The sequence below is a fragment of the Pseudomonas sp. RC2C2 genome, assembly GCF_018390435.1.
In the GTDB taxonomy this organism is placed as follows: Bacteria; Pseudomonadota; Gammaproteobacteria; order Pseudomonadales; family Pseudomonadaceae; genus Aquipseudomonas; species Aquipseudomonas donghuensis.
Map to the genome: position 1 here is coordinate 1 of NZ_JAHBAX010000002.1, position 19251 is coordinate 19251.

Below are 19251 nucleotides of genomic sequence, written 5' to 3' on the forward strand. Positions count from 1 at the left end.
TCAAGGTCTCGATCCGCAGCGTGTTAGTCGACCCTGGCTTGCCAAAAGGCACACCGGCAGTGATCAACAGGGTATCGCCACGGCTGGCCATGCCTTGGGCCTGGGCGATTTCCAGCGCGGTGGAGCAGATTTCGTCGACCTGGCGCAGGCGATCGTTGACCACCGAGTGCACACCCCAGGCAACGCTCAGGCGCCGGGCGGTGGACAGGTTGGGGGTCAGGTTGAGGATCGGTGCCCGTGGCCGCTCGCGGGCGGCGCGCAGGGTCGAAGCCCCCGACTCGCTGTAGTTGACCAGCACCGCCACCGGCAGGATGCCGCTGATGCGGCGGATCGCGCAGCTGATGGCGTCCGACACGGTGGCTTCGGCTTTCGGCCGGCCGACGTCGAGTTGCGCCTGGTAGTCCGGGCCATTCTCCACCTGGCGGATGATCTTGCTCATCATCTGTACCGCTTCCAGTGGGTAGTCACCCGAGGCGGTCTCGGCCGAGAGCATCACCGCATCGGCGCCTTCGGCCACGGCGTTGGCCACGTCGGTGACTTCGGCGCGGGTCGGGGCCGGGGAGAAGCGCATCGATTCGAGCATCTGCGTAGCCACCACCACCGGTTTACCTAGTTCGCGGCAGGTGTTGATGATGCTTTTCTGGATCTGCGGCACGCTTTCGGCCGGCACTTCCACGCCCAGGTCGCCACGGGCGACCATGATCGCGTCGCTGAGCTCGGCGATGGCACGCAACTGGGTCACCGCCGAAGGTTTCTCGATCTTGGCCATCAGGTAGGCGCGGTCACCGATCAGCTGGCGCGCTTCGACGATGTCTTCCGGGCGCTGGACGAACGACAGCGCCACCCAGTCCACGCCCAGCTCCAGACCGAAGCTCAGGTCGCGGCGGTCCTTGGCGGTCAGCGGGCTCAGCTCCAGTACCGCTTGCGGCACGTTGACGCCCTTGCGGTCGGACAGCTCGCCGCCGTTGAGCACTTCGGTCTCGATGGCGTCGCTGTGCTTGGCGGTCACCCGCAGGCGCAGCTTGCCGTCATCGAGCAGCAGGTCCATGCCCGGCTCCAGCGCGGCGATGATTTCCGGGTGCGGCAGGTTGACCCGCGAGGCAGTGCCTGGGGTGCTGTCCAGGTCCAGACGCAGGGCCTGGCCGCGTTGCAACTGGACCTTGCCCTCGGCAAAGCGGCCAACGCGCAGCTTGGGCCCTTGCAGGTCCATGAGGATGCCCAGCGGGTAGTTGAGCTGGCTCTCCACCTCGCGGATCCACTGGTAGCGCAGGGCGTGGTCTTCATGTTCGCCATGGCTGAAGTTCAGGCGAAAGATGTTCACCCCGGCCTCGACCAGCTGGCGGATGTCATCGATGCCCTTGATCGCAGGGCCGAGGGTGGCAAGGATTTTGACTTTCTTATCAGGCGTCATGTCGGGCACTCTCGAGAATCAGGATGGCGCGAAAATCGTTGACGTTGGTCCGCGTCGGCTCGGTGACGATCAAGGCATCGAGCGCGGCGAAGTAGCCGTAGCCGTTGTTGTTGTCCAGTTCATCGCTGGCCGACAGGCCCAATGCCGCGGCGCGGGCGTAGCTGTCCGGGGTCATCAGGGCGCCGGCGTTGTCTTCGGAGCCGTCGATGCCGTCGGTGTCACCGGCCAGGGCATAGACCCCGGGCAGGCCCTTGAGGCTTTCGGTCAGGCTCAGCAGAAACTCGGCATTGCGCCCGCCACGGCCATTGCCGCGTACGGTCACGGTGGTTTCGCCACCGGAGAGGATCACGCAAGGCGGCGACAGCGGCTGGCCGTGCAGGACGATCTGCCGGGCGATGCCGGCATGGACCTTGGCCACTTCGCGCGATTCGCCTTCCAGGTCGCCAAGGATCAGCGGGCTGAAACCGGCCTGGCGGGCTTTGACCGCGGCGGCTTCGAGCGACTGCTGGGGGCGGGCGATGAGCTGGAAGTGGCTGCGGGCCAGGGCCGGGTCATCGGCCTTGACTGTCTCGGACGCCGGGTTGTTCAGCCAGGCGGTGACCGCTGCGGGCGCTTCGATGTTGTAGCGCTTGAGGATCGCCAGGGCCTCGGCCGAGGTGCTCGGGTCGACCACGGTCGGGCCGGAGGCAATCACCGTGGCCAGGTCCCCGGGTACATCGGAAATCGCATAGGTGTAAACGGTGGCCGGCCAGCAGGCCTTGGCCAGGCGCCCGCCCTTGATCGCCGAGAGGTGCTTGCGCACGCAGTTCATCTCGCCGATGGTCGCGCCGGATTTGAGCAGGGCCTTGTTGATCTGTTGCTTGTCGGCCAGGGTCAGGCCTTCGGCGGGCAGTGCCAGTAGCGCCGAACCGCCACCGGAGAGGAGGAAGATCACCCGGTCGTCAGCCGTGAGGTTGCTGACCATTTCCAGCACCCGTTTGGCCACGGCCAGGCCGGCGGCATCCGGGACCGGGTGGGCGGCTTCGACCACTTCGATCTTCGAGCAGCTGGCGCCGTGGCCGTAGCGGGTGACCACCAGGCCGGACACCGGGCCCTTCCAGGCACGCTCGACGACTTCGGCCATGGCGGCGGCAGCCTTGCCGGCACCGATGACGATAACGCGACCGCTGCGGTCGCTGGGCAGGTGGGCTTCAAGGACCTGGCGGGGATGCGCGGCATCGATGGCCGTGGCGAACAGCTCGCGCAGAAAGTGTTGCGGATCGACCGACATGGCAGGCTCCAATCTTATTGTTTTTCAGAATCGACAGCGCCCCGGGATCCGCCTCCGTGCAGGCATATCCAGGGGCGCTGGTAGCGACAAGCTTCAAGCTACAAGCTGCAAGAGAAAGCAGATCGATGCGCGGCCTGCTTTTTCTTGCCGCTTGAAGCTTGGGGCTTGCAGCTTATTTTTCGTCCCGGATCGAGAAGTTAGCCATGTGTTCCAGGCCTTTGATCAGCGCCGAGTGGTCCCAGTTGGCGCCGCCGATCGCGGCGCAGGTGCTGAACACTTGCTGGGCGTTGGCGGTGTTGGGCAGGTTGATGTTCAGTTCCTTGGCGCCTTGCAGGGCCAGGTTCAGGTCCTTCTGGTGCAGGCTGATACGGAAGCCCGGATCGAAGGTGCCCTTGATCATGCGCTCGCCGTGTACTTCGAGGATTTTCGAGGAGGCGAAACCGCCCATCAGTGCTTCACGCACCTTGGCCGGGTCCGCACCGTTCTTGGCGGCGAACAGCAGGGCTTCGGCCACCGCCTGGATGTTCAGGGCAACGATGATCTGGTTGGCGACCTTGGCGGTCTGGCCGTCGCCGCTGCCGCCGACGCGGGTGATGTTCTTGCCCATGACCTGGAACAGCGGCAGGGCGCGTTCGAAGGCATTCGGGCAACCGCCGACCATGATGCTCAGGGTCGCGGCCTTGGCACCGACTTCACCGCCGGAAACCGGGGCGTCGAGGTAGGTCGCGCCGGTGGCCTTGATCTTCTCGGCGAAGGCTTTGGTGGCGGTCGGCGAGATCGAGCTCATGTCGATCACCACCTTGTTCGGGCCCACGCCCTGAGCCACGCCGTTGTCGCCGAACAGCACCGCTTCAACCTGCGGGGTATCGGGCACCATGACGATGATGAATTCAGCTTCCTGGGCCACTTCTTTCGGGTTGGCCAGGGCCACGGCGCCAGCGGCGACCAGGTCGGCAGGCGCGGCATCGTGGTGGGTGGAGATGAACAGGCTGTGCCCGGCTTTTTGCAGGTTCTGCGCCATTGGCCGGCCCATGATGCCGGTGCCGATAAATCCGATTTTAGCCATGAGAAATGCCTCTTGTAATTATTCAATCTCGGCTGGCGGGCCGGGCCCCTGTGGGAGCTGGCTTGCCAGCGATGGGAACAATGCGGTGTAGCTGTGAGGGCCTCATCGCTGGCAAGCCAGCTCCCACAGGGATTGTCGAGGCCCGTCAGTGCGTCAGATCGCGTTATGGGTCTTCAGCCAGCCAAGGCCCGCTTCGGTGGTGGTCAGCGGCTTGTATTCACAGCCCACCCAGCCCTGGTAGCCGATGCGGTCCAGGTGTTCGAAGAGGAAGCGATAGTTGATCTCGCCGGTGCCTGGCTCGTGGCGGCCCGGGTTGTCGGCCAGCTGGATGTGGTTGATCTTGGCCAGGTTGCTTTCCACGGTACGGGCAAGATCCCCTTCCATGATCTGCATGTGATAGATGTCGTATTGCAGGTACAGGTTGCTGCTGGCAACTTGCGCCTGGATCTCCAGCGCCTGTTGGGTGGTGTTCAGGTAGAAGCCGGGGATGTCGCGGGTGTTGATCATTTCCATGACCAGCTTGATCCCGGCGGCCTGCAGCTTGTCGGCGGCAAACTTGAGGTTGTCGACGAAGGTCGTGCGCACCGTGGCGCAGTCCGGGCCTTGCGGGCGGATGCCGGCCAGGCAGTTGACCTGGGTGTTGCCCAGTACCTGGGCATAGGCGATGGCAAGATCGACACCGGCGCGGAATTCTGCAACGCGGGCCGGGTCGCAGGCGATGCCGCGATCACCCTTGGCCCAGTCGCCGGCCGGCAGGTTGAACAGCACCTGGGTCAGGCCGTGGGCATCGAGCTGCTGCTTGATTTCAGCCGAGCTGAAGTCGTATGGGAACAGGTACTCGACCCCGCTGAAGCCGGCGTCGGCAGCGGCCTTGAAACGGGCGAGGAAGTCCTGCTCGGTGAACAGCATGGACAGGTTGGCGGCGAAACGTGGCATGGTTGTCTCCTTGCAAAAAGGGGCCCTGTGCACCCGGCATCAGGGCCTTCGCAGCGATCAGTCGAGCAGGGAAATCGCGGTTGGCGCGTCGTTGCCGACCAGCGCCAGGTCTTCGAATTCGTTGACCGCGTTGATTTCGGTGCCCATGGAAATGTTGGTCACGCGCTCGAGGATAACCTCGACCACCACCGGTACCCGGAACTCTTCGGCCAGTTTCTGCGCCTTGAGCAGGGCCGGGGCGATCTCGCCAGGCTCGGTCACGCGCAGGGCCTTGCAGCCCAGGCCTTCGACCACGGCGACGTGATCGACACCATAACCATTGAGTTCCGGTGCGTTGACGTTCTCGAACGCCAGTTGCACGCAGTAGTCCATCTCGAAGCCGCGCTGGGCCTGGCGGATCAGGCCCAGGTAGGAGTTGTTCACCAGCACGTGGACGTAGGGCAGGTTGAACTGCGCGCCCACCGCCAGCTCTTCGATCATGAACTGGAAGTCATAGTCGCCGGACAGCGCCACGACCTTGCGAGTCGGGTCAGCCTTGACCACGCCCAGCGCAGCAGGGATGGTCCAGCCCAGCGGGCCGGCCTGGCCGCAGTTGATCCAGTGACGCGGCTTGTAGACGTGGAGGAACTGCGCGCCGGCGATCTGCGACAGACCGATGGTGCTGACGTAGCAGGTGTCCTTGCCGAATACCTGGTTCATTTCCTGGTAAACGCGCTGTGGCTTGACCGGCACGTTGTCGAAATGGGTCTTGCGTTGCAGGCTCGATTTGCGCTGTTGGCAATCTTCCAGCCAGGCGCTGCGGTCCTTGAGTTTGCCGGCGGCTTTCCACTCGCGGGCCACTTCGAGGAATACATCCAGGGCGGCGCCGGCGTCGGAAACGATACCCAGGTCCGGGGTGAAGACGCGGCCGATCTGGGTCGGTTCGATATCGACGTGGATGAAGCGACGGCCTTCGGTGTAGACGTCAACGGAGCCGGTGTGACGGTTGGCCCAACGGTTGCCGATACCCAGTACCACGTCGGACTTGAGCATGGTGGCGTTGCCGTAGCGGTGCGACGTCTGCAGGCCGACCATGCCCACCATCAGCGGGTGATCGTCGGGGATGATGCCCCAGCCCATCAGGGTCGGGATTACTGGAATACCGGTCAGCTCGGCGAATTCCACCAGCTTGTCGCAGGCATCGGCATTGATGATGCCGCCACCGGCAACCAGCAATGGGCGTTCGGCGCTGTCGAGCATGGCCAGGGCTTTCTCGACCTGGACGCGGTTGGCCGCAGGCTTTTGTACGGGCAGCGGCTGGTAGGCGTCGATGTCGAATTCGATTTCCGCCATCTGCACGTCGAACGGCAGGTCGATCAGCACCGGGCCTGGGCGGCCGGAGCGCATTTCATAGAACGCCTTCTGGAACGCATACGGCACCTGGCCGGGCTCCAGAACGGTGGTCGCCCACTTGGTCACCGGCTTGACGATGCTGGTGATGTCGACGGCCTGGAAATCTTCCTTGTGCATACGCGCACGTGGCGCTTGCCCTGTGATGCACAGGATCGGGATGGAGTCGGCCGAGGCACTGTACAGGCCGGTGACCATGTCGGTGCCGGCAGGGCCGGAAGTGCCGATGCACACGCCGATGTTGCCGGCCTTGGTGCGGGTGTAGCCCTCGGCCATGTGCGAGGCGCCTTCAACGTGACGAGCGAGGACGTGATCGATACCGCCGACTTTCTTCAGGGCCGAGTACAGGGGGTTGATGGCTGCACCCGGGATGCCAAACGCGGTTTCCACACCTTCGCGGCGCATCACCAGAACGGCTGCATCGATTGCTCTCATTTTGCTCATGGTTTTGTGCCTCTTTGATTTTGTAATTGTATACAAATGGCTTTTCACCAGAGTGTATTCACGCCAAGCGACTCTGGTCAATCCATTTTCATCGGCGATCGGTGCTTTCGTCGGGAAGCCTTTAAAAATGGCATTTCGTCAGAATTGGTTCATCGCTACGAAAATATTGTATACAAATAAGTTCGCCATTGTGTTCTATTTGTTCTATTGATTTTTACACCTGCCCTCAGGGCTTCTAACAACAAGAGGACCTTTTCATGAACGCTTTGACCTTGAAAGTCGCTGTCAGCCTGGTGAACGCTGCGCTGGTGGCCGGGCGCAAGATCTCCTCCGCGCCGTTGACCGTGGCGGTGCTGGATAACGGTGGGCATCTGCTGGCCCTGCAGCGTGAAGACGGCGCCAGCCTGTTGCGCCCGCAAGTGGCGATGGGCAAGGCCTGGGGCGCGATTGCCCTGGGCAAGGGGTCGCGCCTGCTGGCGCTGGACGCGCAACAGCGCCCGGCATTCTTTGCCGCGCTCAATGGCCTGGGCCAGAGCCCGGTGGTGCCGGCGCCGGGTGGGGTGCTGATTCGGAATCAGCAGGGCGTGGTGCTGGGGGCGATCGGTATCAGTGGCGATACCTCGGATATCGACGAGCAGTGCGCGATCAGTGCGATCGAGGAGGCGGGGTTGACGGCGGATGCCGGTGTAGCGGCTTAAGGCCTATCGCGGAACCTGTGGGAGCTGGCTTGCCAGCGATCGAGCGCAAAGCGCTCGCTGGCCTCATCGCTGGCAAGCCAGCTCCCACAGGGATCTCGGCAAATTTGCCTAAGCGTCCGGCTCACACCCCTTGAGCACCAGGCGAATGATGGTCTGCGCCGCCGCTTCATAATCGCTGTCATCGAGCTTGGCCTTGCCGGTGACCACCGAGATCTGCCAGTCGAAGTCAGCGTAGGTCTGGGTCGCCGCCCAGATGCTGAACATCAGGTGATGCGGGTCGAGCGGGGCGATCTGGCCGCGGTCGATCCAGGCCTGGATGCACTCGATGTTGTGCCGGGCCTGGTCGTTGAGCTGCTCGACCTGGCTCGGGCTCAGGTGCGGGGCGCCGTGCATGATTTCGCTGGCGAACACCTTGGACGCAAACGGCAGGTCGCGGGAGATGCGTACCTTGGAGCGGATGTAGGCGCTCAATACCTCTTTGGGGTCGCCGTCGGCATTGAACGGCGTCGACGCCTGCATGATCGGTTCGATGATGCTTTCCAGGACCTCGCGGTAGAGGTTTTCCTTGGACTTGAAGTAGTAATAGACGTTGGGCTTGGGCAGGCCGGCCTTGGCCGCGATGTCGCTGGTCTTGGTGGCGGCGAAGCCCTTGTCGGCAAACTCTTCACTGGCCGCGCGCAGGATCAGTTCTTTGTTGCGCTCGCGAATGCTGCTCATGGTTGACGCTGTTCCTCGTGTCTGGCCGCTGGCGGCACCGGGCCTGGGAGGGCGGTTGCGCATGGTAGCACCGCGTTCGCAAGCGGCTCAAGGTGGCGACTTTGAGCTAGACTGTGGCCCTCTCAACCCGCTGGAATCAGGCAAACATGGCAGGAAGCAGTCTTCTGGTATTGATCGACGATATCGCCACGGTACTCGACGATGTCTCGGTAATGACCAAGGTCGCGGCAAAAAAGACCGCGGGGGTGCTGGGCGACGACCTGGCGCTCAACGCCCAGCAGGTTACCGGCGTGCGCGCCGAGCGGGAAATCCCGGTGGTCTGGGCGGTGGCCAAGGGCTCGTTCCTCAACAAGCTGATCCTGGTGCCGGCGGCGCTGCTGATCAGCGCCTTCATTCCCTGGGCGGTGACACCGCTGCTGATGGTCGGCGGTGCATTCCTGTGCTTTGAAGGCTTCGAGAAGCTCGCGCACAAGTTCCTCCACAGCAAGGAAGAAGACCAGGCCGAGCATGTGGCGCTGACGGAAGCGGTGGCCGATCCTGCGGTCGATCTGGTGGCTTTCGAGCAAGACAAGATCAAGGGCGCGGTGCGCACCGACTTCATCCTGTCGGCCGAGATCATCGCCATCACCCTGGGCACGGTTGCCGATGCGCCGCTGACTCAACAAATCATCGTGCTCTCGGGCATCGCCATTGTCATGACCATCGGTGTCTATGGCCTGGTGGCCGGCATCGTCAAGCTCGATGACCTGGGCCTGTGGCTGACCCAGAAGGCCTCGAGTGCGGCCAAGGCGATCGGCAACGGCATCCTGCGCGCGGCGCCGTACATGATGAAAAGCCTGTCGGTGATTGGCACTGCGGCGATGTTTCTGGTCGGCGGCGGGATTCTGGTCCACGGCGTGGCGCCACTGCACCATGCCATTGAAGCCTTCAGCGAAGGGCGCGGCGGGGTGCTGACCAGTACGCTGCTCAATGCCGGGGTGGGGATTGTCGCCGGTGCTGCAGTGTTGGCAGTGGTTGCGCTGATCGGCAAGCTCTGGCGTGCTGTCAGAAGCTGATGGCCTTATCGCTGGCAACGCCAGCTCCCACAGGGTCAGGTGTTGAACCGCTCCTGTGGGAGCCGGCCTTGCCGGCGATCAAAGCCCGAAGGGCTTTGCCTCTTTGATCAGAAGTGCGCTTTGACCAGGAAGCTGGCAGTGTTCTGATCGGTATCGAAGGCGTCGCTGTCCTTGATGCCGTACTTGTTCTTCCAGTAGTCGTATTCGAAACCGACATACAGCTGCTTCTCGCCCCAGTTCAGCGCCTTGCCCAGGTCGTACTTGACCTGCGGGTTGAAGTGCAGGTTGGCGTGGTAGGTGCCACGGCGGCTGGTGGCGTCGTTGTCCACGACCCAGTCCATGAAGCCATCGATGAGGATGTCGGACTTGCCCACAGGAATGGTGTAGGACCAGACCGGGGTGATCTGCCAGACGTTGTCACCGGCACGGCTGCCCTCGGTGTTGCGCTGGTAGAAGTTCAGCTGGAAGTAGTCGAAGCCTGGGATGTCCAGGTCGAAACCCGGGCCGATCAGGTAGGACTCGGTGTCGCCTTCGCCAAACTCGTAGGTCATCGCCAGCAGCACGTCCTTGACCGGGCCGAAGGCCAGCTTCTGGTCGAAGATCTTGCCGAACGACAGGCGTGGGCTGATCTCGCCGTAGTAGGTGTTGGGGCCGTTGTTGAAGTCCTTGCCACCGTTGTAGAAGATCTTGTCGACGAAGATGAAGTTGTCGCCGTACTTCCAGGCATCGGCGTGCTCGAAGGTCACGGTCTGCTGGATCGACGGGTTGACGGCAAAGTTCTTGCCCCACAGGTAAGTCAGGCTGTTGTTCTGCCATTGCAGCAGATCACCGGCAGTGGCGGCGGTGCTGGCCGCCAGCAGGCCGCTGGCAAGGATCAGGCTGTTGGTAATACGCATCGCGTAGTTGCTCCCTTGATGGATTCTTCGTGGTGCTCTGGTGTGGCACCTTTTGGGTAAATACTTGTCTTTCGGGTCAGTTTTTTTCGATTGGCCACAGACGTTTGGCAAGAGCTGGACCAACCTTCCGGGTCAGTCACAAGCAATCCTGCTCGACGTCTTTCTGAACAGTTGAAAAGGGTATTTCAGGTTGGCGTGACGCTTGCCAACCGCCCGAATTCATTGACTGAGCGGTCAGCAAACGCAGGCAGGATCCGTCCTGCCCTGATCGAGGGGGCGCGCAGATTACTGGCTTGCGCGCCGGTCCTCAAGTGCTCCGTCCTGGAGCGGGTGAGGCAAAAACTGTGCGTTTGGTCAGCTTTTAGAAGTGAACCTTAACCAGAGCGCTGGTAACACTCTGATTGGTGTCCAGCCGGCCACTGTTCTCGATGCCGTATTTGTCTTTCCAGTAGCTGTACTCGATACCCACGTACAACTGCTTGGCCCCAAGGTTCAGGGCCTTGCCCAGGTCGTATTTGACCTGCGGGTTGAACTGCAGGTTGGCGTGATAGGTGCCGCGCCGGCTTTGGTCGTTGTCCACCACCCAGTCCATGTAGCCGTCGATCAGGACGTCGGATTTGCCCACAGGGATGGTGTAGGAAAAGGTCGGGGTAATCTGCCAGACGCGATCACCCGGGCGGCTGCCTTCGGTGTTGCGCTGCATGATGTTGAGGGTGAAGTAGTTGAAGCCGGGGATCGCCAGGTCAAAGCCGGGGCCGATCAGGTAGGCCTCGTTGTCGCCTTCGCCAGACTCGTAGGTCATGGCCAGCAACACGTCCTTGATCGGACCGAACTCGAATTTGCGATCGAAGATCTTGCCGAACGACAGGCGCGGGCTGAACTCACCGTAGTAGGTGTTGTTGCCTTTGCTGCGGTCGGTGCCGCCGTTGTAGAAGATCTTGTCGATGAACAGGAAGGTGTCGCCGTACTTCCACTTGTTGGCATGTTCGAAGGTCACCGTCTGCTGGATCGCGGGGTTGACCTGGAAGTCCTTGCCGTAGAGGTAGGTGAGGCTGTTGGTGTGCCAGAGCAGCAAGTCCCCTGCGGCAGCTGGCAAGGTGGCCAGCAGACTGCTACCCAACAGGAGGGAAGTGGTGATGCCTTTCATGTTGTGATTCCCGGCTTTGTTATTGTTGGTTTTCGGTTTTTTTTGGCGCGAAGCGCCCCGGCCGACCCGCTCCCACGGGTCGACGGTCTTGCGTATTGCTTGGGTGATGCCGGGCGGCAAGCGCCGCCCAAAGGCTCAGTGCTGGTGGACGGTATCGTTGTGGGCGGCGCGTTCGGCGCCACCGAGGATGTTGAACAGCAGGTTGAGGACCAAGGCGCTGACCGTGGCCATGGCAATGCCGCTGTGGGTGATCGGTTCCATCCACTGCGGCATCTGCGCGAAGAACTCCGGACGCACTACCGGGATCAGGCCCATGCCGACGCTGACGGCCACCAGCAACTGGTTGCGGCGGTCGGCGATGTCGGCTTCCTGGAGGATCTTGATGCCGGTGGCGGCGACCATGCCGAACATCGCGATCGACGCACCGCCCAGCACCGCAGGCGGAATCGAGGCAATCAGGAACGCCGCTTTGGGCAGCAGGCTGAGCAGGATCAGAAAGCCGCCGGCGACCACGGTGACGTAGCGGCAGCGCACGCCGGTCATCTGCACCAGGCCGATGTTCTGGGCGAAGGATGAGTGGGTGAAGGTGTTGAAAAAGCCGGCCACGAACGATGCGCCGGCATCGCACATCAGGCCGCGGCGCAGCATGCCGGGGGTGACTTCGCGGTCGGTGACCTTGCCCAGGGCGAGGAACATGCCGGTGGACTCGACGAAGATGATCACCACCACCAGGCACATCGACAGGATCGGCGCCAGGCTGAAGGTCGGCATGCCGAAATGCAGCGGGGTCACCACCTGCACCCATGGCGCTTCACTCAGGCCCGAGAGGTCGACCATGCCGATGGAACCGGCAAGAATGTAGCCCAGGCCCATGCCGATCAGTACCGAGACATTGACCCAGAAACCACGCATGAAACGGTTGATCAGCAGGATGGTGGCCAGCACCAGGCCGGCGACGATCAGGTAGACGGGGGAGCCGAAGGGCGCGGCATCGGCACCGCCGCCGGCCCAGTTGACCGCAACCGGGAACAGCGACAGGCCGATCGAGGTGATGACCGTGCCGGTCACCAGCGGCGGGAAGAAACGCACGACCTTGGACATGAACGGCGCAATGACCATGCCGAAGAAGCCGGCGGCGATGGTCGCACCGAAAATCCCCTGCAGGCCGACGCCAGGCATGCCGGCCATGGCCACCATACTGCCGACCGCGGCAAAGCTTGCACCCATCATCACCGGCATGCGGATGCCGACTGCGCCAATGCCGAACGACTGGACGATGGTGGCGACACCAGCGACCAGCAGGTCAGCATTGATCAGGAAAGCGACTTCTTCACGAGAAAGTCCGGCGGCTTGACCGATGATCAGCGGCACGGCAATCGCGCCTCCGTACATCAGCAACACATGCTGCAGACCCACCAGGAACAGTTGGAACAGGGGCAGTGGCTGTCGTGGGGGCGCAACAGGGATGTACGCCTTGCGTGACTCGGACATGCAACACCTCGGTTTTGTTTTTATTCTTGGAGCTGCAAGCTTCAAGCGCCAAGCTTCAAGGAGAAGCAGGAGGTTGCGCTTGGCTTGCAGCTTTTTGCTTGTCGCTTACAGCTGGCAGCGTGTGGCTGCCTCAGTGGGTCGGTGCTCCCTTGGCGACCCAGGCGCCAATCAGGTCACGTTCCTGCTGGGTCATCTGGGTGATGTTGCCCAGCGGCATGATCTGCGTCGCCACGGCTTGCGCCTGGATGCGCGCGGCCTGTTGCTGGATCTGCTGCGGGGTATCGAGCATCACCCCGGCAGGCGCGGCGCTGAACAGCGGGCTGGTCGGCTTGGCCGAGTGGCACACGGTGCAACGTTCCTGGATGACGCTGTGGATCTTGTCGAAACCGGCATCGTCGAGCTTGGCGGTGGCACCGGCGGGCGCTTGCGCAGATGCCGCAGGCTGGGCTGGGGCGGCGGCCTGTTCAGCCGCTTTCTCGGCAGCGGTCTTGCCACCCAGGGCGGTTTCCGGCAACGGCTGGTACTCGACCTTGGCGGCGGCCTGCTCAGGGGCGCTTGGCATCGGCGCTGGGCCGGTGACGTACGCCAGGCAGATCATCGCCAGGGCGCCGACCGGCAGGGTCCAGGCGTATTTGTTGCTGTCATGACGGGTGTTGAAGTAGTGACGCACCAACACCGCAGCCACCGCGATACCGGCCAGGATCAACCAGTTGTACTGGCTGCCATAGGTGCTCGGGAAGTGGTTGCTGATCATGATGAACAGCACCGGCAGGGTGAAGTAGTTGTTGTGCCGCGAGCGCAGCAGGCCCTTGGCCGGCAGCAGCGGGTCCGGCGTCTGGTTGGCTTCGATGGCGGCGACCAGCTGACGTTGGGCCGGCATGATGATGCGGAACACGTTGCCGACCATGATGGTGCCGATGATCGCGCCAGTGTGCAGGTACGCGCCACGGCCGCTGAACACCTGGCTGAAACCGTAGCAGGCGGCGATGACCAGCACGAACAGCACCAGGCCGAGCAGGCCAGGGCGCTTGCCCAGCGGCGAGTCGCAGAGGAAGTCATAGATGAACCAGCCGGCGATCAGCGAACCGACACCGATGGCAATGCCTTCACCGCCGCTCAGGGGGCTGCCAGGGGCCAGCAGGTAGAGGGTCGGGTTCCAGTAGAACACCAGGCACAGCAGGGCGATACCCGACATCCAGGTGAAGTAGGCTTCCCATTTGAACCAGTGCAGGTTCTCCGGCATTTTTGGCGGAGCCAGCTTGTACTTCTCCAGGTGGTAGATCCCGCCACCGTGAATGGCCCAGAGATCGCCGGACAGACCGTCGCGCGGGTTGGCCCGGTTGAGGTTGTTTTCCAGCCAGACAAAGTAGAACGACGCGCCAATCCATGCCACGCCAGTGATCATGTGAACCCAACGCACGCTCAGGTTCAGCCATTCCAACAGATGTGCTTCCACAGTCTTTACCTCTACCCTGGCACCCTGTAGCCGGGTGCTCAGGTCTTCTCTTATTGGTGGGGGGCGAGGATCAATTGCTCATCCTCATTGAAAAAATGCTCATCGCAGTTGTTGCCAGTGCCACTGCGATCAACCACCAGGAAGTCATCCCGCTTTTCGATCGTCAGCACCGGGTGGTGCCAGACGCCGCGATGGTAATTGATGCCCTGCCTTCCATTACTGATGAAGGCACGGACCAGGCCCGATACAGGTACATCGCCAAGTGGCGCGACCACGATCAGAAAGGGGTTGCCGAGCAGCGGAATGAAAGCCTGGCTGCCCTGCGGATGGCGCTCCAGCATGCGTACGGTCAGGGGCATGTCCAGCGCGTCGGCGCGGAAAATGCTGATGATCGCCTTGTCGTCGGGTTGTGCGGTTTCGACCGTGGCCAGACGATGGAAGCGCATGGTCGAGCCGTTGTTGATCATGAAGTGGTCGCTGCCGTCGGTTTCGATCACGTCACCGAAAGGGGCGAAGGCTTCTTTGCTCAGGGGCTCAATCACTAAAGTGCGCATGCGGATTCTCTTTATTCTGTGTTGTGGAGGGTGTCGTTGTTGCGCCGGTCAGGCCCTGGGTACGCTCGCGTAGCGCACTCGGGCCAGCCCGGCGGTCGACGCCCTTAAAGCTGCAGCAGGCGGAACAGGGCGATCAGGTTGATCTGCGCCAGCGCTTCCTTGAACTCGGCCTCGACCGAGTTGTGGATGCGCTTCTCAAAGGCGGCGAGGATCTGGTGCCGGTTGCTGCCTTTGACCGCCATGATGAACGGGAACTTGAATTTCTCTTTGTAGGCATCGTTGAGTTCGGTGAAGCGCTCGAACTCTTGCGCGGTGCACTGGTGGATACCGGCGCCGGCCTGTTCATGGGTGCTCGATTCGGTCAGTTCACCCTGGATCGCGGCCTTGCCGGCGAGGTCCGGGTGCGCGTTGATCAGCGCCAGCTGAGCGGCGTGGTCGGCGCTCAGGAGGATGTCGCTCATGCGCTGGTGGAGGGCTTCGATCTGCTCGATTTCCTGCAACTGACCCAGGTCGTAGGCCTTCTCGGCAACCCATGGCGAGTGTTCGTAGATGTCGGCGAAGGCTTCGACGAACGCTGTGCGATCCAGGCTCGAAGGCTTCAGGGTCTTGAATGCGGTCATTGTGCTTTCTCGGCTTGGAAAGGGTGGGTGGCATGCCAGTGACGGGCGATGTCCACGCGCCGGGCGAACCAGACCTGGTCATGGCTCTTGGCGTACTCGACGAAGCGCTTGAGCGCGGCCAGGCGCGCCGGGCGGCCGATCAAGCGGCAGTGCAGGCCGATCGAGAGCATCTTCGGGGCCTCGGCGCCTTCTTCGTAGAGCACATCGAAAGCGTCCTTGAGGTACTGGAAGAACTGCTCGCCGCAGTTGAAACCCTGCACCTGGGTAAAGCGCATGTCGTTGGTGTCCAGGGTGTAGGGGATCACCAGGTGCGGCTTGCCGGTCGGGTTGTTCTGTTCCCAGTAGGGCAGGTCGTCGTCGTAGGTGTCGCTGTCGTAGAGGAAGCCGCCTTCCTCCATCACCAGGCGGCGGGTATTCGGCCCGGTGCGGCCGGTGTACCAGCCCAGCGGACGCTCGCCGGTGAGTTCGGTGAGGATGCGGATGGCTTCGAGCATGTGCTCGCGCTCCTGGGCCTCGTCCATGTATTGGTAATCGATCCAGCGGTAGCCGTGGCTGCAGATCTCGTGACCGGCTTCGACCATGGCGCGGATCACGTCCGGATGACGCTGGGCGGCCATGGCCACGGCGAAGATGGTCAGTGGCACACCAGTGTCCTTGAACAGCTTGAGCAGGCGCCAGACGCCAGCGCGGCTGCCATACTCGTAGAGCGATTCCATGCTCATGTTGCGCGCGCCCTGCAGTGGCTGGGCAGCGACCATTTCCGAGAGGAAGGCTTCGGACTCTTTATCCCCGTGCAGGATGTTGCGTTCGCCACCTTCCTCGTAATTGAGCACGAAAGACAAAGCAATGCGGGCATTCCCCGGCCAGCGCGGATGGGGTGGGGTGTTGCCGTAACCGATCAGGTCGCGAGGGTAATCAGCGCTCACTGCAGTCTTCCTTCTTGTACGTGAATGCGGAGGGCGTGGGCACCCGGGTAGGGTATCGGCCACGACGATGGAATGATTGTATACAACTTTGTTTGCGATTTGTAAGCCTGTTTTTTCGCTTTTCTTTGCCTTTTTACCCACTCCAGCCTCTATAAGGAGCCCTGCAAGAAACCTGCCTGATCGGTCAGCTAATGACGGGCACGTCGGCCAGTGGCGTGGTTTTGCGACTGATGGCGTATTTACAGGGGAGGGGCGGGGTGTCGGGAAAGAATACTGAATTATTGTGTACAATATTTAAGAAAAATGTCTTAATAATCCGACAGCCGCACGTTGTCGGGCGTTCTGAGCCTGGCGTGCGGGTATTTTTTGCCCACACATAGAACAGAGGCGAGCAAGCAATGGGACGTTTGACCACGCATGTACTGGATGCCGCGCATGGCTGCCCTGGCAGTTCGATCAAGGTCGAGCTGTACCGGGTCGAAGGCCAGCAGCTGGAACTGGTGAACACCACCCTGACCAACAGCGATGGCCGTTGCGACGCGCCGCTGCTGCAAGGCGATGATTATCGCAGCGGCGTCTACCAGTTGCAGTTCAGCGCCGGCGACTACTACCGTGCCCGCGGCGTGCAATTGCCCGAGCCTGCTTTCCTTGATGTGGTGGTGCTGCGTTTCGGCATCAGTGCCGAGCAGGATCACTACCACGTACCGTTGTTGATCTCGCCGTACAGTTACTCGACCTACCGTGGAAGCTAGTTGGTCGCTAGAAGAATCTTCGTAGGTCCTTGCCCGCTCACACTGCGGGCTTTTTTTATGGTTCTTCATGGAATCCTGGGGGGCTAGGATCCTTGGCTTGGCTTGTTCCGGCTGCGAGCTTATCCATTTGCTGTGGCGCCGCTGCCGGCCCCTTCCGCCTTTACGGCGTCCTACTTTTCTCTTGGGAAAAGTAGGCAAAACCGCTCGCTCCCGCATACGGCCCTACGCTGCGCTTCGGGTTCCTTCGCTTCGGTGTCCTCCAGGGGCATCGCGGCCTACGACTTGCTACGCAAGTCTACGTCTCGCGTCTTCGGCTAACGCCGAAGGGTGCTGCGCACCAGCCCCCTCCAGACACCTACACTCAGCCTCCTGAAGTCGCGAAGTTACGGGCGGCGCCTGCACTGGCGTATCTGCGAAAGCAGATTATGGCGTAGCCAAACTGACCCCAAAGCGAGGACTGGCCTGCTTCATCTTGATGCTGATCTTGATCTTCATGCACGTAATTCCAGGCGCCGCCAAAAGCGACTTCAGGAGGCTGAGTGGAGGTGCCTGTAGGGGCAGTGCGCAGCACCTTCGGCGTCAGCCGAAGACGCGAGACGTAGACTTGGCGTAGCAAGTCGTAGGCCGCGATGCCCCGGAGGGCGCCGTAGCGAGGGGACCCGAAGCGCAGCGTAGGGCCGTATGCAGGAGCAAGCGGTTTTGCCTACCTTTTCCCAAGAGAAAAGTAGGCCGCCGTAAGGGCGGAAGGGGCCAGCAGCGGCGCCACACCGAATGGATAAGCTCGCAACCAACCCCACCCCAAGGCTCATAGTCCCCGAAATTCCGTGAAGAACCTTTTTTTTTGCCTGTAATTCGAGATCCCACAGGGACCACTCAGGCATCAGCACTGTTTAGCCGACAACAAAAAGCCCCACCCGAAGGTGAGGCTCTGTTGTAGCAGTGTGCCGTGTTTAGAGGAACACGAACTTGGCAATGAAGATCGCCGTCAGCACCCACAGGCTTGCCGAGATCTCCTTGTAGCGCCCGGTCCCGGCCTTGAGCACCACATAGGTGATAAAGCCCAGGGCGATGCCGTCGGCGACCGAGAAGGTCAGCGGCATCATGATCGCGGTGACGATTGCCGGAATGCTGTCGGTGGCTTCGTCCCAATCGATATGGGCCATGCTGCCCATCATCAGCATCGCCACGTAGATCAAGGCACCGGCAGTCGCATAGGCCGGAATCATCCCGGCCAGCGGGGCGAAGAACATCGCGGCGATGAAGAACAGGCCGACCACCACGGCAGTCAGCCCGGTACGGCCACCGGCGGCGACCCCGGCAGCACTCTCTACATAACTGGTCACCGGTGGTACGCCGACCACGGCACCGAACACACTCGATGCACTGTCGGCCTTGAGCGCCCGCGACAGGTTTTCGATGCGCCCGTCGGCATTCACCAGGTTGGCCCGCTGGGCCACGCCCATCAGGGTGCCGGCGGTGTCGAACATGTGCACGAAGAGGAAGGCGAAGACCACGGCAATCATGCTGACGTTGAACACGCCGGCGACATCCATGGCCATCCAGGTCGGCGCCAGGCTCGGCGGCAGCGAGAACAATCCGCCGTACTCCACCAGGCCCAGGCCCCAGCCGGCGAGGGTGACGCTGATGATGCTGATCAGGATCGCGCCGAACACCCGGTGGTAGCTGAGCACCGCGATCATCAAAAAGCAGATGGCCGCCAGCAGCGGGCCAGGCTCGTGCAGCGAGCCGAGCTTGATCAGGGTCGCCGGGCTGTCGACGACAATCCCTGCGGTTTTAAGACCGATCAGTCCGAGAAACAATCCGACGCCGGCACCCATGGCATGACGCAGGCTGACTGGAATGCTGTTGAGCAGCCATTCGCGCACCCGCGACAAGGTCAGCAGCATGAACAGCACCCCGGAGACGAACACTGCGCCCAGCGCAGCTTCCCAGGTGTAGCCCATGGTCCCGACCACGGTGTAGGTAAAGAAGGCGTTGAGCCCCATGCCCGGTGCCAAGCCTACTGGCCAGTTGGCGTACAGGCCCATCAACAGGCAGCCGAGGGCGGCGGCGATACAGGTGGCGACGAACGCCGCGCCGTGATCGATGCCAGCATCGGCCATGATGTTGGGGTTGACGAAGATGATGTAGGCCATGGTGATGAAGGTGGTCAACCCGGCGATCATTTCGGTTTTGACGGTGGTGCCATGTAGCTTGAGTTTGAAAATCCGCTCCAGCCAGCTCGTTTCGAGCGGTGGGGCAAGATCCAGCGTAGGGGCGTCGGATTTGCGGCTTTCCACAGCGTGTACTCCTCAAGTCTTTTCTTGTTTTCCAGAGCCAGTCCTGCGCACGCACTGGGGGGCTCTGTGAGGCGGATGGGATGGCAGGCCACCGGACCGTTTGTTGACTTCTTGGTCAGGAAG

The 19251-nt window shown here is 62.0% G+C and carries 17 protein-coding genes; 3 read left to right on the forward strand and 14 right to left on the reverse strand.

The window, feature by feature from the left end; genetic code table 11:
• From pyk to gcl, 5 genes are all read right to left on the reverse strand, one after another.
• The coding region (gene pyk, locus KHO53_RS18510; protein ID WP_213570636.1) for a pyruvate kinase at positions 1-1411 on the reverse strand (1411 nt) is incomplete at its 3' end.
• Positions 1401-2681, reverse strand: coding sequence for a glycerate kinase type-2 family protein (locus tag KHO53_RS18515; RefSeq protein ID WP_213570637.1), 1281 nt, complete (start codon positions 2679-2681; stop codon positions 1401-1403). The genes pyk and KHO53_RS18515, both read right to left, overlap by 11 nt.
• A gap of 172 nt (positions 2682-2853) precedes the next feature.
• Positions 2854-3747 carry a 2-hydroxy-3-oxopropionate reductase gene (locus tag KHO53_RS18520; protein ID WP_010225102.1) on the reverse strand — a complete coding sequence of 298 codons (894 nt, stop codon included), beginning with the start codon at positions 3745-3747 and terminating at the stop codon, positions 2854-2856.
• 153 nt (positions 3748-3900) lie between these two features.
• A complete protein-coding gene (gene hyi, locus KHO53_RS18525) occupies positions 3901-4683 on the reverse strand; it encodes a hydroxypyruvate isomerase (RefSeq protein WP_010225103.1) in 783 nt (260 codons plus the stop codon).
• A 57-nt stretch (positions 4684-4740) separates the two neighbouring features.
• A complete protein-coding gene (gcl, locus tag KHO53_RS18530; protein WP_010225104.1) occupies positions 4741-6516 on the reverse strand; it encodes a glyoxylate carboligase in 1776 nt (591 codons plus the stop codon).
• Between the two features lie 257 nt (positions 6517-6773).
• On the opposite strand from gcl, the gene KHO53_RS18535 reads away from it, so the two are divergent.
• The gene (locus tag KHO53_RS18535; protein WP_010225106.1) at positions 6774-7214 is read left to right on the forward strand and encodes a GlcG/HbpS family heme-binding protein; all 441 of its coding nucleotides are present in this window, start codon (positions 6774-6776) and stop codon (positions 7212-7214) included.
• 108 nt (positions 7215-7322) lie between these two features.
• Here the strand turns inward: KHO53_RS18535 and KHO53_RS18540 are convergent, their stop codons facing one another.
• Positions 7323-7931, reverse strand: a complete 609-nt coding sequence (locus KHO53_RS18540) for a TetR/AcrR family transcriptional regulator (RefSeq protein WP_010225109.1) — start codon at positions 7929-7931, stop codon at positions 7323-7325.
• Between the two features lie 146 nt (positions 7932-8077).
• Between KHO53_RS18540 and KHO53_RS18545 the strand changes: the two genes are divergently transcribed.
• A complete protein-coding gene (locus tag KHO53_RS18545) occupies positions 8078-8986 on the forward strand; it encodes a DUF808 domain-containing protein (protein WP_100783427.1) in 909 nt (302 codons plus the stop codon).
• Between the two features lie 107 nt (positions 8987-9093).
• On the opposite strand, the gene KHO53_RS18550 is transcribed toward KHO53_RS18545, so the two are convergent.
• The 7 genes from KHO53_RS18550 to puuE all read right to left on the reverse strand — a co-directional run bounded on the left by KHO53_RS18550 (position 9094) and on the right by puuE (position 16076).
• Positions 9094-9882: an outer membrane protein OmpK gene (locus tag KHO53_RS18550; protein WP_010225111.1), complete on the reverse strand. Its 789-nt coding sequence runs from the start codon at positions 9880-9882 to the stop codon at positions 9094-9096.
• Positions 9883-10243: 361 nt separating this feature from the next.
• Positions 10244-11029, reverse strand: a complete 786-nt coding sequence (locus KHO53_RS18555; protein WP_010225112.1) for an outer membrane protein OmpK — start codon at positions 11027-11029, stop codon at positions 10244-10246.
• A 135-nt stretch (positions 11030-11164) separates the two neighbouring features.
• Positions 11165-12520, reverse strand: a complete 1356-nt coding sequence (locus tag KHO53_RS18560; RefSeq protein ID WP_010225113.1) for a nucleobase:cation symporter-2 family protein — start codon at positions 12518-12520, stop codon at positions 11165-11167.
• Positions 12521-12650: 130 nt separating this feature from the next.
• Complete coding sequence (locus tag KHO53_RS18565) at positions 12651-13976, reverse strand: urate hydroxylase PuuD (RefSeq protein WP_213570638.1); 1326 nt, start codon at positions 13974-13976, stop codon at positions 12651-12653.
• 50 nt (positions 13977-14026) lie between these two features.
• The gene (locus KHO53_RS18570) at positions 14027-14530 is read right to left on the reverse strand and encodes an ureidoglycolate lyase (protein WP_010225127.1); all 504 of its coding nucleotides are present in this window, start codon (positions 14528-14530) and stop codon (positions 14027-14029) included.
• A gap of 104 nt (positions 14531-14634) precedes the next feature.
• A complete protein-coding gene (gene uraD / locus KHO53_RS18575; RefSeq protein ID WP_010225129.1) occupies positions 14635-15150 on the reverse strand; it encodes a 2-oxo-4-hydroxy-4-carboxy-5-ureidoimidazoline decarboxylase in 516 nt (171 codons plus the stop codon).
• Positions 15147-16076: an allantoinase PuuE gene (gene puuE, locus KHO53_RS18580; protein ID WP_010225130.1), complete on the reverse strand. Its 930-nt coding sequence runs from the start codon at positions 16074-16076 to the stop codon at positions 15147-15149. Before puuE ends, uraD begins: the two co-directional genes overlap by 4 nt.
• Positions 16077-16474: 398 nt before the next feature.
• Here puuE and uraH point away from each other — a divergent pair, with 398 nt between their 5' ends.
• The gene (gene uraH, locus KHO53_RS18585; RefSeq protein ID WP_010225132.1) at positions 16475-16828 is read left to right on the forward strand and encodes a hydroxyisourate hydrolase; all 354 of its coding nucleotides are present in this window, start codon (positions 16475-16477) and stop codon (positions 16826-16828) included.
• A 950-nt stretch (positions 16829-17778) separates the two neighbouring features.
• Here uraH and KHO53_RS18590 read toward each other — a convergent pair.
• A complete protein-coding gene (locus KHO53_RS18590; RefSeq protein ID WP_010226038.1) occupies positions 17779-19128 on the reverse strand; it encodes an NCS2 family permease in 1350 nt (449 codons plus the stop codon).
• Positions 19129-19251 lie beyond the last annotated feature (123 nt).

Coding starts and splice junctions, on each gene's coding strand:
- hyi (WP_010225103.1), bottom strand. CDS start 4,683: ATGCCACGTTTCGCCGCCAACCTGTCCATGCTGTTCACCGAGCAGGAC.
- KHO53_RS18535 (WP_010225106.1), top strand. CDS start 6,774: ATGAACGCTTTGACCTTGAAAGTCGCTGTCAGCCTGGTGAACGCTGCG.
- KHO53_RS18560 (WP_010225113.1), bottom strand. CDS start 12,520: ATGTCCGAGTCACGCAAGGCGTACATCCCTGTTGCGCCCCCACGACAG.
- KHO53_RS18550 (WP_010225111.1), bottom strand. CDS start 9,882: ATGCGTATTACCAACAGCCTGATCCTTGCCAGCGGCCTGCTGGCGGCC.
- KHO53_RS18545 (WP_100783427.1), top strand. CDS start 8,078: ATGGCAGGAAGCAGTCTTCTGGTATTGATCGACGATATCGCCACGGTA.
- KHO53_RS18540 (WP_010225109.1), bottom strand. CDS start 7,931: ATGAGCAGCATTCGCGAGCGCAACAAAGAACTGATCCTGCGCGCGGCC.
- KHO53_RS18520 (WP_010225102.1), bottom strand. CDS start 3,747: ATGGCTAAAATCGGATTTATCGGCACCGGCATCATGGGCCGGCCAATG.
- uraH (WP_010225132.1), top strand. CDS start 16,475: ATGGGACGTTTGACCACGCATGTACTGGATGCCGCGCATGGCTGCCCT.
- gcl (WP_010225104.1), bottom strand. CDS start 6,516: ATGAGCAAAATGAGAGCAATCGATGCAGCCGTTCTGGTGATGCGCCGC.
- KHO53_RS18515 (WP_213570637.1), bottom strand. CDS start 2,681: ATGTCGGTCGATCCGCAACACTTTCTGCGCGAGCTGTTCGCCACGGCC.
- uraD (WP_010225129.1), bottom strand. CDS start 15,150: ATGACCGCATTCAAGACCCTGAAGCCTTCGAGCCTGGATCGCACAGCG.
- KHO53_RS18570 (WP_010225127.1), bottom strand. CDS start 14,530: ATGCGCACTTTAGTGATTGAGCCCCTGAGCAAAGAAGCCTTCGCCCCT.
- KHO53_RS18555 (WP_010225112.1), bottom strand. CDS start 11,029: ATGAAAGGCATCACCACTTCCCTCCTGTTGGGTAGCAGTCTGCTGGCC.